Origin of the sequence: Anaerobiospirillum sp. NML120511, from assembly GCF_023050955.1 — a bacterium.
Lineage (GTDB): Bacteria > Pseudomonadota > Gammaproteobacteria > Enterobacterales > Succinivibrionaceae > Anaerobiospirillum.
In genome coordinates, this window is record NZ_JALKIK010000043.1 from 25,126 (window position 1) to 39,778 (window position 14,653).

Sequence of the window (14,653 nt, forward strand, 5' to 3'; positions counted from 1 at the left end):
CTTGCTAAGTTAGAGTTCAGACTTTTTGAGATGCTGCCTGAATAAACGTCTGCAACCACGGCATAAAGTCTAAGCGATGGCTGAATGGTCATGGTGACCACTGGTTCAGTCAGACAGAGGCGTTGACACGGCCCGCAGCGGCTGAGAAAAGTACCACTGCAGATCAGGAAGTGGTATGCCGCTTTGACATTGGTCGAAAAGAAGCTGGGCTTTTTGAGAGTTTGACAGGTCAGGCGAGACGAACCTGTTAAAGCCCAGGGGGCTGCGGTGTTAGTTATCCTCAGGGTTTCACGGAACTTCTTACATGAAAAGGCCTCAGAGGGCTAACGCCATTGAGCGTGACCGCGCAGAATACGGCTGTATCCCGGGTCATACCCATAAGCACATACAAAAAAAGAGTATGATGCCTGCCTGTGGTTCGTTGAGTACAACTTTACACATGCAAATTCAGCTTATCAGAGCAAAAAATCACTGGCAAGAGCGTATCACCACAAATCATTATCATAAAAAACTACACTGTATTATCCTGACAACAAGGCACCGCCACAGGCATTGACCTCCAGGAAAATCACCATAATTAAGGCATTTGCCCCCTAAAAACACCTGCACACTGCGGCCTTGAGCAGCACTATGAAAGGACTAAAAAATCTGTATCTTAACCTGAGCCGCCCACAGACAAAACTATCCAGCCGATTAACCTCAATTCAGGATTTAAGGCAGCAAAACCCTCATTTAGCATTTTGTTGATTTTGTGATCTGTGTTACATATTTTTTAATTTTTATCAGAAAGGAAAAATCCTTTAACCACCGCAAAATATCCCACACACAGTCACAACGCCCATTTTTACGCCTGTTCTGCTCACCGCCACTACACTTTATCCCCCACATCTGGCCCGCCAGACACACTTTGATCATGCCCTTCCACCAGCTCCCAAAATCTGGCTATGCAGCCTCAAAAACGCAGAATCAGGGCAAATACACACAAAAAAATATGCCTTAACTGCACTAATAAGCTGTACTGACCATCTCCATCACTTTCCCCTCATCCAGTCAGTCAACTCCACTCATACAAGGCACTCAGGCAGGACTGTTCATGCCGGTACGTTCAAAAGCCTCTACCAGCCATCCAGTTTAAACCTCACGCCATGCACTCCCCCTGCCTTGCATGCCATGCATGCCCTGCCCTGCAGCTCAGGCAGCCGTCCAGTTTCAACCTCACGCCCTGCATGGTCATATAACAAGGCCATCGGCCCTAAGCCCTGCACCACCCTGACATGCATGCCCTGCATGCCCTGCCCTGCACTCAGGAGACTAAAAACAAAAAGCAGACGTGCATATGTGCACATATATGCACATAAGGTGCACACAACGCACACTTTGGGCACGTAAGGCACGTCAGGCTCAAAAGCTGGCTTTGAGCGTCACCTGTCCGTGCAGCTGCTCCTGCCCATGCACCTGCTCCTGCCTGTGCAGCTGCCACTGCCCCTGTACATATGCCATATGGCCATACCTGTTTACCCCTCAGCGGGGGGAAGCTGTGCAGGAGGATCCGGACAGCGGGCTGCTGGAAGGGCTGTCAACCGCCTGTTAGTGCTGCAGGAGGATCCCCCTGGCTGATGGTATGGCAGGTCATATGAGCATGCCGGGCGGCGGTGGTGCAGGCCGCATTGGCTCGTGGTGAAATATTGATGCAATGCGCATGGCTGCTGTATGATGTGCTCAGTTTTCCGCTTTCTTGACGCTTTTATTCAGGAGTTCTGGCATGCTCGACATTATGGCTATTCCCGTTACCCCTTTTGCACAGGAGTGCCGCATCCTGGCCCATCAGGAAACCAGTGATGCTGTTGTGGTAGACCCTGGTGGCGATGCTCAGGTGATTATTGGCGCACTCGAGCAGCAGGGACTTAAGCTCAAGGCCATTTTGCTTACCCATGGACATCTTGACCATGTAGGCGGTACCAGAGCACTGCTGGATAAATTTCCTGAGGTAAAGGTCTATGGCCCGCACCGTGATGACGAATTCCTGCTGACTACACTTGCCCAGCAGGCCGCCATGTTCGGCATTGAAAACTCAGGGTCCTTTGAGTGCGAATATGTGGGTGACAATGAGGTGCTCAAACTCTTTCCTGACGCCTCATTTAAGGTACTGCACACTCCGGGACATACCCCTGGCGGCGTATGCTTCTACTGTGAAGAGGAGAACTTCGTGCTGGTAGGTGACACCCTGTTCCCGGGCTCCATTGGCCGTACTGACTTTCCGCGCGGCAATTTTGCTGACCTTGAGAACTCCATTAAAACCCGCCTTTACACCCTGCCTGAGAGCACCGACGTCATGTGCGGCCATATGGGTGATACCACCATTGGCCAGGAAAAGAGCTCCAACCCTTACGTGCGCGGCTAAACACCCCACAATCCCCTGCAGCGCCAGGTCGCCCGCCCGCAAGGCAGGCTGGCTGACAGGGCCTGCCTGTCCGGCCCTGCAGGCCCTGGTCCTGCGGCCGGGCCGTCATGGCAGCTGCGCCATGCTGCGCAAAAATAAAGGCACCTTGCCAGCAGGCAGGTGCCTTTATTTTTGCTCTTATGATTACACAGAAGCTGGTGCAGTGCAGCAGCCGCTGCTATGCAGCATCAATCCCTGTCATGCCTCAGGTCACTGCAGTTCATGATGTGAAGCTGTTTTGTCTGCCAGCAGGTTGCCTGAAGCCCGGCATCATCGTCTGTCAGGCCTGTGCCCGTAAATGATGAGCCCAGGTGTCCTGACAGCAGACAGTTACTTTTCCGGAACCATGCCGTTTTCAATCAGGGTCTGGTAGAAGGCCTCAAGACCTTCGGTGATGTCGTCACGGCAGGTTTCAAAATCGCGGGTATACCATGGATCTGCCACCTCACAGCCCATGCGGCTGGAGAAGTCCAGGCACTTGTGTACCTTTTCCTCGCCATAGCCATTGAAGAGGCGGTCCAGATTACGCAGATTGTTATTGTCCATGACAATGATGAAATCGTAATTGTCCATGTCCTTGCGGGTAATCTGACGGGCTCTTTTCTTTGACGGATCAATGCCCACGGACTCAAGCATGGCATAGACAGGTGGATAGACCTTGCTGCCGATTTCCTCCTGAGAAGTAGCAGCCGAGGCAATCTCAAAGAGCTTGCTCTGGCCCCTGTCAGCAGTCATCTTCTTAAAAAGAAACTCTGCCATGGGAGATCTGCAGATATTGCCATGACATACAAAGAGTACTTTGATCATTACCCTGTCCTTGCTCAAATACCAAAGTCGATCCATACCGGACAGTACGGAACTCAATCCCGGAAATTGTACCCTATTATGACTGCAGCTGCCATAAACAGGCCCTTTGTGCCCGCAGCATCTGCCTCCAGAGGCAGCCTGCAGCATGCAGGCCGCAGCAGGCTGCCTGGGGCGGCTGGCGGCGGCACCGGGCAGAGCACCTTATTACCAGACACAGATACAGGCAGGCCCGGTCCCCTTTGGGGGAGACCGGGCCTGCTGTTTTGCTGCTCAGGGCATCATGGGCTGAGGTGCGGCCTCAGGGGTTACCTCAGTTGGGCTGAGCTGTGCCTGATGGGTCGCCTCAGGTGTGGCCTGAGAGCTGGCGCTGATTAGCGGGCCAGCTTGAGCTCGTCGAGCATATAGCTCTTCAGGGTGGCAAAATCAGCCTCCATGAGCTTCTTGTGACGCTCAAGGTTCATGCGGTCAGCAAGGGCCTTTGGCAGTGGCAGATCAATGCCCAGGGTGGCGTCGACTTCCTCCTTGAACTTGGCAGGATGTGCAGTGCCCAGGAAGATACCGACCTCACCGTCCTTGAGACTGGAGCTTAAGACCTTGTGAGCAACAGAGGCATGAGGCTCAAGAATATAGCCAGTGCTCTGATACAGGGCCTTCATATTGGCGCGGGTTTCATCATCAGATACGGATCCGCAGTCAAACTCGCTTAATGACCAGCCCATGAGCCTGCACAGGGCCTCAACACGTGGCCAGTTGTTTGGACGGCTGATGTCCATGGCATTGGAAATGGTGGCAATGGTCTTGTGTGGCTCCCAGTTACCGCTCTTAAGGTAGCGTGGCACAGTGTCATTGGCATTGCAGGCAATGACAAAGCGGGACTTGAGGCCCAGAGCACGGGCAATCAGACCTGCAGTAATATTGCCGAAGTTACCGCAAGGTACAGCAAAGACAACCTTGTCACGCTGGGCTTCATCAAGCTGAGCCACTGCCTCGAAGTAGTAGCATACCTGAGCCAGCAGACGGCTGATGTTGATGGAATTGGCGCTGTTAAGTCCTACAGCTTTCTTGAAGTCCAGATCATCAAATGCAGTCTTGACCATGTCCTGACAGTTGTCAAAAGGAGAGCTGACCTCAACGGCATGGATGTTCTCACCTAAAGTAGCAATCAGGCTCTCCTGCAGCGGGGATACCATGCCCTTTGGATAGAGCACTACTACGTTAATCTTGTCCTGACGGTAGAAAGCATCAGCTACAGCCGCGCCGGTATCACCGGAGGTGGCGGTGAGAATGGTGCAGCGCTCATCGCCAATGACAGATGAGAGCACACGGGCCATGAAACGGGCGCCAAAATCCTTGAAAGCAAGGGAAGGACCATGGAAAAGCTCAAGGCAGAAAGTACGGTCATCGGCCTTTACCAGAGGAGCTTTAAAGTTGAAGGCATCAGCAATAATAGCCTCCAGCTCCGGCATTTCATCAGAGCCAATCAGATGACGTAATACCTTCTGGGAGCGGGTTACCAGATCCATGGCCAGCAGATCCTTAATCTGCTCAGGGGTAAAAGGCTCAACCTTTTCCATAAAGAACAGGCCCTGCTCACGGCCAATACCCTGTCTGACGGCCTGGGAGAAAGAAACACGCTCTGAGGAGTCTTTTAAATTTACTAATTCCACTACTACAGTCCTCGCGCCCTGAGGCGCTCTCTATCTTGTACGGTACCAGGACCTGCTGCCGACAGCGTCTATTGCTGCCCGATCAGGCCTGCAGGTTATGGTACCTGGTTAATTCTGTGCTTAATATTGCCCCTGTCTGGCCTTCAGCCCAGGCTGCCGCTGCCCAGGCTCCCTGGCAGCGCGCCTGGGCGGCCGGGGCGGAGCCTGACCGGTGCCGCGCACGGCACGGGCGGCAGGTGGTGCTGGCCGTCAGATCTCTTTGCTTTGGACAAAGGCGCCGCGCGGATCTACCTTACATACGTGGCAGAAGCCGTCTTCATTGGCAATAAACTGGCGCTCGAGATATTCCTTCATCTGCACAGCGGCAGATTCATCGGTGAAAATGGAGAAAATGGTGGATCCGGAGCCGGAAATACCTGTGGACAGCGCACCAATGGCCCTGCCATGCTCACGGGCTTCAACAAAGCCCGGAATCAGAGAGGCACGGTAAGGTTCAGCCACCACATCTACCAGACAGGAGGCGGCAAGGCTCTCATTTTTGCTGTAGGAGGCATGAACAAAGGTGCTCAGACGGCGGCCAAAGGTAATGACATCCTGACGCAGATACTGAGCTGGCAAAATGGCACGGGCCTCAGAGGTGGAGACCTTGATGCCCGGGAAGCACAGCACCCAGTACCAGTTATCAAAATGAGGAATGCTCTGAGAGATGATCTCACCTTCATTGATGATAAGCTGCATACCGCCATAGAAGCATGGGGCAACATTATCATAGTGAATGGAGCCTGAGATTTTGCCCTCCAGCTGTCCCATCATCTCAAGACAGCCCTCCTCACCAAAAATAACGCCATGAACGGCATCAAGGGCCATTACTGCAGCCACTACCGAAGAGGCTGAAGAGCCAAGGCCTGAGCACACAGGCAGATTCTTCTGCAAAGTAAGCTCAAGGCGCTTGATATCCATGCCTTTTTCCCTGAGAAACTGGCCATAGAGCTCATAGGCATCGCAGACAATATTGCGCTTTGGGTCTGCCGGCAGGCGGGCGCTGTAGCGGCCTTCGGTCTTTAACAGCAGATCAGGACCGGCATTGCCCTGCTCGTCAGCTCCCAGCTCACGGGCTGTGACAAAGTCGCCCAGGGGCTGACCGCTGACAGGACGTACAGCTATGCCCAGCAGATCAAAGCCCACAGAAAGGTTGGCTGAGGAAGCCGGGGCGTAAGCGGAAAAAACTCTGGTCATGACAGCCTCCTTATGCCTCACGGGTCCAGTTCTGCAGACGCAGAATATCGGAGAATACACCGGCAGCAGTTACATCAGTACCGGCACCGTAGCCACGGATTACCAGCGGGATTGGCTGGTAATAGGCAGAGGTAAAGGACAGGGCATTTTCGCCTCCTGTTACCTTGAATAAAGGATCCTCAGGACCTACGGCCTTAATGCCGCATGAGCACTTGCCACCATCCTCAATGGTTGCCACGTAACGCAGCACCTTGCCCTCGGCACGGGCAGCGGCAGCACGGCAGGCAAATTCCTCATCAGCGCCCTTAAGGTTCTCAAGCACTTCCTGAGCACTCTCACCCTGCAGATACTTTGCATCTACCGGGCACTCCACCTGGATATCATCAAGATTGAGCCTGTAGCCGCACTCACGGGCCAGAATAAGCAGCTTGCGGGCAACATCCATACCCTCAAGATCATCACGTGGATTAGGCTCGCTAAAGCCGCGCTCATAAGCGTCGCGGGTAGCCTCAGACAGGCTCTTGCCCTCGTCTACGAGGCCAAAGATATAGGACAGAGTTCCGGACATGATGCCATTGAATTCAATAAGACGGTCGCCTGCAGCCAGCAGATTCTGCAGAGTATTGATAACAGGCAGGCCTGCACCTACAGTAGCCTCATAGTAGAACTTGCGGTGGCAGATACGGGCAATGTCACGCAGACCGGTGTAGTACTCAAGGGTTGAGGTATTGGCCTTTTTGTTTGGAGTAACCACGTGATAGCCGGCCTGCATAAGCTCAAGATAGGTAAGAGCAATGTCATCTGAGGAAGTGCAGTCAACAAATACAGGATTGACCAGATGAGAGTCATCAACAAGACGCTTGGCCTCATCAATAGTGAACTTGCCGTTCTGGCTGTTCTTCAGCAGATCAGTAACAGCCTCAGGCTTAAGTCCCCTTGGATCCTTGATAAAGGTATGGGAATTGGCCACGCAGATAACGCGAATCTCAATACCGTTGCGCTTTTGCAGCTCATCGCGCTGCTTTTCAATCTGTCTGAGCAGAGCAGCACCCACACCGCCTACACCGACGATAATGAGATCGATAATCTGGCGACCGCTGAAGAATGCAGTGTGACAGCTGAATACGGCTTCAGATACCTTGTTGGCGTCAATAACAGCGGAAATGGAGCGCTCGGAGCTGCCCTGGGCAATGGCATTAACATTGATATTGGCCTGAGCCAGAGCGCGGAAGAACTTGGAGGACACGCCCTTGGCTGTTCTCATGCCCTCACCCACTACGGAAATAATGGCCTTCCTGTCCTGAATCTCAACAGGATCAAGCAGATGGGCATTCAGTTCGAGTTTGAACTCTTCTTCAATGGCAGCACGGGCAGCAAAGGCGTCCTCAGTGTGTACGCAGAAGGTAATGGAGTACTCTGATGATGACTGGGTAATGAGCACAATGGAGACATTGGCACGGGAAATACAGGTAAACAGACGTCCGGCCATGCCTACCATGCCCTTCATACCAGGACCGGAGACATTGATCATGGAGACATTCTTGAGATCAGAAATGCCCTTGGTGATCATATTGCGGTCGGATTCCTCGGAAATAAGAGTGCCCTCTCCCTGAGGATTGAGAGTGTTCTTGATAAGGCATGGAATGCGGTACTGGGCAATAGGGGAAATGGTACGAGGGTGGAGTACCTTGGCGCCAAAGTAGGACAGCTCCATGGCCTCCTTATAGGACATGCGGCGCAGCAGCACGGCATCAGGAACAGCACGCGGATCACAGCTGTATACGCCGTCCACGTCAGTCCAGATCTCACAGCACTGGGCATGAGCTACGGCAGCCAGACAGGCAGCTGAGTAGTCAGAGCCATTGCGGCCAAGCAGCACCAGCTCGCCCTGACGGTTACCGCCACAGAAGCCGGACATGAGCACTATGGCATTTTCATTGATCTTAATACGCTTGAAGCGCTCGATTGAGGCCTCAATATCTACAGAGCTTTCCAGATATTTGCCGTCACAGACCAGGATGTCCACAGGATCTATTACCTGGACCTCGTGCTCGCGGGCACGTAACAGCTCGCTCATTACGGCAATGGAAATGGCTTCACCACGGCACTCGATAAAGGCGGCAACAGGATCAGGACAGGAACCGAGCAGGGTGATTCCGGACACGCGGCGTCGCAGCTCGGAAACAGTCTCTTCGTAAAAAGCCATTACCAGCTCACCGTCAAAACGAGGGTACTGGGAGGCAAGATTGTTAATCAGTGGGCGAACGATCTGGTCTAAGGCGCTGAACTCGTTTTTACAGTCACTTCCGGCAAGAGCGCTTTTTACCATGGAGACCAGAATATTGGTGACTCCGGCTGGAGCAGACAGAACTAAAGCAGTCTGAACTTGCATTGCAGTGTTAATGGCAATCTCAGAGACATTTACTACACGCTGAGCATCTGCAACAGAAGTTCCACCAAATTTTAAGACTCGCATAAAGCTACTCCACTAAAAGAAACAGGCACACGCCGTATCTGTCATTGTGTTCACAAAGCCCGGCCGGCCCATGGCCTGAAACAGACCGTGGTCTGACCTCTTAGGGCTTTAGGCCGGCGCCTGAGAGCCTCCTTTATAAAGCTCTTATACGACCGGCAAATGATACGGAGAAGTGCCCGGTAAAAACTTAGACCCCTGTCGCTCAGCCATGGCGACAGGCTATATCACTGGCTGTAAATTCCTGTACCAGATAAATGCCCGTGGCCGCCACTGACGCGACCTGCAGCACTGCCCCAAATCGGGGCCTGATAAGGTGGGACTATTGTCATTTGTTTTATCAGGCAAAGTCAAGAAAGCCCCCATGCGGTGAAATCGCGCCTCCCGGCGGAGCAAACATGCATCAAAATAATGCACAGCCACGGTCCCTCCCCAATATGCTCCGCCCCCACCACAGACCCTCAGCAAATCAATTTTCCCGTCCCCAAGACAAAGCTGGTCTGACGGGCACGAGCACAGCCAGCCCCACCACAATGCACCTGTCAATCACAGCTCCTGCCCATTAAGCAAAGCCCCATGTGCATGCGCTCCCAGCCTCTGCCGCAACTGCCATAAAAGGAGGCGGCGCCACTGCCGTGCCCGTGCCACTGCCCACAAGGCCCAGCACATAAAAGCCAGCAAACGGCTGCAAACGGCCTGCCCCCCGCTCCCCGATTTACCTCACGGCTCATGACACAGATGACCTCCATGGCTCCATCACATCTGTCCTCCATGGCCCCATCACATCTGTCCTCCATGGCCCCATCACATCTGTCCTCCATGGCCCCTCACATCTGTCCTGCTGCTGCCAGATATATGGCCCAACAGCGGCAAAATGGCAGCCCCCACAATCTGGCGCTGACCGGGCAATATAAGCGTACCTGCAGCCTGGGGATTGTGGTATGCAAATTGCCTTATTTAAGGTATTAATGGCCTGTTTGCCGCGAGTAAACAGGCTTTGTGCGCCCAGTGAGCCCCCCGTTTTTGCGTCCCTGCTCAACCGGCCGGGCATGCCCCTGCGTTGCTGGCCGGGCACGGCCGCTCGGGAGGCGCAGCCCGGGCCTGATGTGATGATCCATGACCTTATGTGAGGTATAACCATGAGTTCCACTATTAACTCCCATACCCTGGAGATGCTCAGACAGCTTGATCAGAGCATGAATCAAAACTCCGGTAAGGATGGATCTGCCTTCAATCGTGCCATGCAGCAAGTCCAGGGCAATCAGCCTGTTACTATTCCTGCAGGACCAAATGCTCAGGCACCGGGCACTCCCGGCAATCCGGGCAGCTCAGGTACAGGCCAGCCAGGCACCGGTGTCAACCCTGACGGCTCGAGCGGTCAGGGCGGCAGCAATTCAGGTCTGCCTGGGCAGAACCAGGGACAGGGTCAGAATCAGAGTGGCTCTTCAATAAGCTCAGGGTCGACCACAGCTGCAGGCAAAGTCATTGCCGGTGCGACCTTTAACGCCACGGGTAATCTCATCTCAGGCTCAAGCCTTAATGACTTCAGGCTGCTCGGAGGCCAGCAAAGCGTAATCATGCAGCAGGTTATGGCCATGTCACGCACCATCAGCGCCACTCAGGCTGCAGCCCTGCAGCCCTCAGTAATGATTTCAGTTGGTATGCTGCAAAAGCTTTATGACCTGATTGAGATCACCCGCCGCAGCCGTACCGCCTCCATGAATTTGGGCGGCACCGCAACAAATACCGCAGCTGCCGCAGCGGCCTCTGATGATATTGCAGCAGCTCAGCAGGCTCAGGTGCTGTCTTTTCTTTTCATCGAGCGCTATCTGAAGATCTTCGAAAATGGCGAAAAGTACAATATCTTCTCGCGCTTTTTCAAGAAAGGACCACTGGGTGAAAATGAGCATGAGATAGACACTGATGACGAGTATGGCAACAGCTTTGCTGATGTCGATGCCGAGGTCGACTATATCAAGCGCCCACGCCGCGACCGTCCGGGCATGAGCTTCCATCACTCCATGCTGCGCTGACCCGTGGCGCCCCAGCGCCACAGGCATCCCGGCACGAGCGTCGGGCTGCCCGGCACGCCCCGCACGCCCCAGGGGCTTGCAGGATTACAGGCAGACAGCCGGGCCTGCTCCAGGGCGCACTTTCAGTCCTTAAGATGCAACAGGGCCTGGTCACTGCCATGCAGTGCCAGGCCCTGTTATTTATGCCTCACAGCGTGATGCGTATACCCTCAAACTCCATACGTGGCGGGCTTTTGAGCCCGGCTGCCTGCTGCAGCTCTGAACTGAACCGTGCTCAGTCAGGTGCATCAAGGGCGGTAAGCTCACGCCACCTGAACTCTGGTGTCTACTTCTCGATGACAAAGTCATCAGGCAGCATGTCCTTCTTTTCCAGATAGGCAATGATGTGCTCGAGGGTGAGGTCGGAAATTACGTGTTCCATGCGACAGGCATCCTGCTCAGCCTGAGTAGCTGGAATCTCCAGCACATAGCGCAGGAAGTAGGTAAGAATACGGTGGCGCTGGAAGACCTTTTTGGCGTAGGCAAGGCCCTCAGGGGTGAAGATAATGGCGCCTGAGGATTCGATATTGATAAGGCCCTTCTCCTTAAGCTGGCTTAAGGCACGTGACACGCTTGGCTTGGAAAAGCCCAGCTCATTGGCAATATCAACAGCACGTACCAGACCGCTCTGGGTGCGCTCTTTGATAAGCAAAATGGCCTCAAGGTAGGTCTCACCAGACTCGGCAATGCCATACTCGGTTGTTCCCTTGGTCGGAACTTCTGGGACAGCATTTAAAAATGTTAATGGAGTTGGTTTTTCTAAATCAACCTTAACACCGTTAGTCATGAAACTTCCTCGAAAATTAATCAAAACACCGTGGGACCACAGCGCTTATTGCAACTGCCAGAAAAAGGACACTTACTGCAGCCCCTGCTGACAAGGCAGACAGCTCCTGTCACATGACCGGTCCTGCCTCATGGCACTGTCAGAGGTATGCATGGCTGCACCGCTGCCCCGGCAGGTGTTTGAGCGTTATATGCATGGCCTGCAGGCAGCGCCCGCTCAGGGCAAATTCAGGTTAGTATCCATATTTAACCCGCAGCGATCAAGGATATTAATGTTCATTTCAGGCTCATATTCATGCCTGAATAAACATCATTACCTGCAGCGGCCACAGGGCACAGCCACCGGCATATCCGCCCGGCAGGACAGCCCTGACGCTGCCTTGCGGACAGCAGGCAGGCGGCCGGCAGCCTCGGGCCGCAAGGCCCGGCCTGGCCGGGGCCGGGCACTGCCGGCTAGAGCCAGGTGGCTGCTTAAAATAAATAAGGGCCTTAAAGGCCCTCATTAAAACAAAGTCAGCGTGCTGGGATCAGACCCGGCATCTGACTAGGAAGTGATAACAATATTGATGCTCTCGCCCACCAGGGAGATATCAATTTTGTTATTGGTGCCGATAACACCACAGGAAATCAGGCCCAGACGAATAAGCTCAGAGAGCTGAAGGTTGGTACGGCTGCGCACTACCTGACCGTTGGCATCAGTAATAACGCCCAGCTGTGGCAGAACACGGTTGATACCAAGGTTACGGGTCTTGGCCAGTACGCCAATCTGCTCGAGTCGGTTGATCAGGCGGTAAACGGTAGCAATACCGAGATCAGGAACATACTGTCTGGCCTCATACCAGAGCTCTTTTGGAGAGGTGCACTGGCTCTTGGTAAGGATATCAATGATGTGGCGTCTCTGCACTGTCATGCGTAAGCCGCTCTGCTCAAGCTTTTGTACGGTTTCTTCGGTAAGATCGCCGATCTGACTGTATACCGAATCTTGGTTTTGCATGGCTATCCTCAACTTGTCTTAAGCATGCCTTAAATAAGCAGCTGGCTGTCAACAGGTGACTTGTATGCTAAGGCCTCTGTCTGTCCCCGGAGAACCCTGTCATGTCTCATTAAAGTCGCATTCCGGCTCTTTTTGTTAACATCATTATTAATTACAGTTAACAAATTCTTCTGCAAGAACCTGCAAATGTGACCTTTATGGACACCTGTACCTTCTAAAAACTGGACGCGCCCTTAAAACTCAACAGTTGAAGCACCATGGACAATGATTCTGTCCACCACTTTATGACCATGAGATACTTTTAAGGCTGTGTGCCTCTCCAGGATTTCATGCCCCCGCAGGGTTTACTGCCCTGCCAGGGACAGTGCCCTGTTTACGGCTGTGTGCCTTTGCGCAACAAAATATGAGCAAAATCTGAATTTCTGCCTGCTTCAGACAACGGAAAAAAAGCCCTGAGAAAACTCGAGAGCCATGGAAAAACCGCATCTTACTATTACAGCAGTGAGGCGCATTCAGAGTTCTTTAGTTCTGAACTCTTTAAGCATATCGCAACTCAGGGTAAAAGACTAGCATCTGTCCCCCAAGTTTGACAGCTGACCAGGTTTTTCACTGAACGGTGAAATGCAGCTCACAATATGAGCATTTATTTTCATCAAAGTACTTGCATTAATTAAATTATGTCTTTGATAAAAATTGCGCTCCATTAACCTGGCGATATCTATTATAGGTCATAAGTCTATTCATACAAGCGCGCCTGCCCCCGAATTTGTGAGCTGGCCGTGCAAAATAGCACACTGGCATACCAGTAATCAGTTAAAGGGCAGATCTTTGCTCTTTGCTGATGCAGGCACAGGCACAAAAGCACAGCCTGACATGTCAGTGCTTTGCATTCTTTGCTCTGTCAGTAAGTTCCGCAAACGCCTCAAGTGCACACCACAAGCCTTTCAGAATCCCTACGTATTTTGCGGAAAACCCCTGACCGGCCTGCACAGGCAGGTTACTGCCTTAAACCCATAAGCACCTGCGTTCCTGCCGCCGCACCAGCTGCATCACGCACCAGCTGCATCAGCCTGCCACATAGGCACTGCATGCAACAGAGGCGCTGACTGCCACAGAGGCACTGACTGCCACAGAGGCATTGCCAGCCATCCACCCCTGGTGTTTTCATCATCATCATCTTCTGTCACTGTGCAGAGCGCTCTATGAATACTGGCCATCTCATTCTCATAGTCGTGTTCAGCACTGAAGCAGCAGGAGCCAGATGGACGCCTTACTATGCCGTATTTTTTGCAGAACCAGCACATAGTTGACGGCGATAACATCTTAACTGCTGCAAGGCCAGCAAGTGTCCAGAAGTCAGATGAACTGATTGAATCTCCGGTCTGGTCGAACTCATCAAGGGATTTTATGTAATCCGGGCTTGTAAAGCAGAGCTCCCTAATCTCCTCAATAGAGTCAGTACTTAAAGATGGTGGACGACCTGATCATGGACGGTCACGTAAACCGTTAACGCCATGCTCTATGTATCTGTCAGGCCACCTTCTAATAAATTGTCTTGATTTTGAAGTAAGTCTGGATAATTTACAAATTGTTTTGGAGCGCATTGCGCTAAGAACAATGGTACAACGTTCTTTAACACCTTGCCGGTCAATCCTCCTTGAGGCGGCCTGCTGAATCATGGCAAGTTCTTCAGGATTTTGTTTCAAACGGGATTTTACTTGCTGTAAAATCGTTCCTGGCTGCTTATGCAGGGCATGGGCAGCCTGTGAGTCAGGGCATTCTATTGTGTTCATAAGCCCTGATTCTACTATATATCTACAAATCACAATACGTATTTACTGCCAGTACTCAGTGGTTAAAAACTTTTGAACTCTGATACCGGCTTGCGCTTTGAATTTAGCCCCCATCAGCTACACACCAGACCAGAAAAGCAAGCAGCAACCCACTTGCGTGTAAAAGTCTACAATAAGACAAATAGCGACCATGTAGACCGATTTACCACTGCTGTAGTTCCAACAGGCAACTATGAAGTAACTAAAGTTAACTCTTATGTACGGCAAACCGATGAAGGATATGCCTCTCAAAAATAATTGAAATTAATTGACTTTTAAAATAACCAGTGTTAGGCGTTGAGGCGTATTCGCCAAATATTGGCTTATTTATGCCTTTGTTGGCTCG

General features: G+C 52.4%; 9 protein-coding genes. 2 read left to right on the top strand and 7 right to left on the bottom strand.

Features of this window, described 5'->3' with window-relative positions; all coding sequences use genetic code 11:
- The first annotated feature begins 1,774 nt into the window (after positions 1-1,774).
- A complete protein-coding gene (locus MXE39_RS10505) occupies positions 1,775-2,401 on the top strand; it encodes an MBL fold metallo-hydrolase (protein ID WP_247074059.1) in 627 nt (208 codons plus the stop codon).
- Positions 2,402-2,770: 369 nt separating this feature from the next.
- On the opposite strand, the gene MXE39_RS10510 is transcribed toward MXE39_RS10505, so the two are convergent.
- The 4 genes from MXE39_RS10510 to thrA all read right to left on the bottom strand — a co-directional run bounded on the left by MXE39_RS10510 (position 2,771) and on the right by thrA (position 8,626).
- Positions 2,771-3,283: a low molecular weight protein-tyrosine-phosphatase gene (locus MXE39_RS10510; protein ID WP_348647480.1), complete on the bottom strand. Its 513-nt coding sequence runs from the start codon at positions 3,281-3,283 to the stop codon at positions 2,771-2,773.
- A 335-nt stretch (positions 3,284-3,618) separates the two neighbouring features.
- Positions 3,619-4,914: a threonine synthase gene (thrC, locus tag MXE39_RS10515; protein WP_246978629.1), complete on the bottom strand. Its 1,296-nt coding sequence runs from the start codon at positions 4,912-4,914 to the stop codon at positions 3,619-3,621.
- Between the two features lie 249 nt (positions 4,915-5,163).
- Entirely contained in the window at positions 5,164-6,150 is a 987-nt protein-coding gene (gene thrB, locus MXE39_RS10520; RefSeq protein ID WP_246978630.1) for a homoserine kinase, read from the bottom strand.
- A 10-nt stretch (positions 6,151-6,160) separates the two neighbouring features.
- A complete protein-coding gene (gene thrA, locus MXE39_RS10525) occupies positions 6,161-8,626 on the bottom strand; it encodes a bifunctional aspartate kinase/homoserine dehydrogenase I (protein ID WP_246978631.1) in 2,466 nt (821 codons plus the stop codon).
- A gap of 1,136 nt (positions 8,627-9,762) precedes the next feature.
- On the opposite strand from thrA, the gene MXE39_RS10530 reads away from it, so the two are divergent.
- Complete coding sequence (locus MXE39_RS10530; RefSeq protein WP_246978632.1) at positions 9,763-10,656, top strand: hypothetical protein; 894 nt, start codon at positions 9,763-9,765, stop codon at positions 10,654-10,656.
- Between the two features lie 325 nt (positions 10,657-10,981).
- Here MXE39_RS10530 and MXE39_RS10535 read toward each other — a convergent pair whose 3' ends face one another.
- The 3 genes from MXE39_RS10535 to MXE39_RS10545 form a co-directional block, all read right to left on the bottom strand.
- Positions 10,982-11,482, bottom strand: a complete 501-nt coding sequence (locus MXE39_RS10535) for a metal-dependent transcriptional regulator (RefSeq protein WP_246978633.1) — start codon at positions 11,480-11,482, stop codon at positions 10,982-10,984.
- A 543-nt stretch (positions 11,483-12,025) separates the two neighbouring features.
- Positions 12,026-12,475, bottom strand: coding sequence for a transcriptional repressor (locus MXE39_RS10540; protein WP_246978634.1), 450 nt, complete (start codon positions 12,473-12,475; stop codon positions 12,026-12,028).
- 1,484 nt (positions 12,476-13,959) lie between these two features.
- Positions 13,960-14,268 carry a hypothetical protein gene (locus tag MXE39_RS10545; RefSeq protein WP_246978635.1) on the bottom strand — a complete coding sequence of 103 codons (309 nt, stop codon included), beginning with the start codon at positions 14,266-14,268 and terminating at the stop codon, positions 13,960-13,962.
- Positions 14,269-14,653: the final 385 nt, after the last annotated feature.

Excerpts from the sequence above, each read along its gene's own strand:
- thrB (WP_246978630.1), bottom strand. The coding sequence starts at position 6,150 with ATGACCAGAGTTTTTTCCGCTTACGCCCCGGCTTCCTCAGCCAACCTT.
- MXE39_RS10545 (WP_246978635.1), bottom strand. The coding sequence starts at position 14,268 with ATGAACACAATAGAATGCCCTGACTCACAGGCTGCCCATGCCCTGCAT.
- thrA (WP_246978631.1), bottom strand. The coding sequence starts at position 8,626 with ATGCGAGTCTTAAAATTTGGTGGAACTTCTGTTGCAGATGCTCAGCGT.
- MXE39_RS10510 (WP_348647480.1), bottom strand. The coding sequence starts at position 3,283 with ATGGATCGACTTTGGTATTTGAGCAAGGACAGGGTAATGATCAAAGTA.
- MXE39_RS10535 (WP_246978633.1), bottom strand. The coding sequence starts at position 11,482 with ATGACTAACGGTGTTAAGGTTGATTTAGAAAAACCAACTCCATTAACA.
- MXE39_RS10505 (WP_247074059.1), top strand. The coding sequence starts at position 1,775 with ATGGCTATTCCCGTTACCCCTTTTGCACAGGAGTGCCGCATCCTGGCC.
- MXE39_RS10540 (WP_246978634.1), bottom strand. The coding sequence starts at position 12,475 with ATGCAAAACCAAGATTCGGTATACAGTCAGATCGGCGATCTTACCGAA.
- MXE39_RS10530 (WP_246978632.1), top strand. The coding sequence starts at position 9,763 with ATGAGTTCCACTATTAACTCCCATACCCTGGAGATGCTCAGACAGCTT.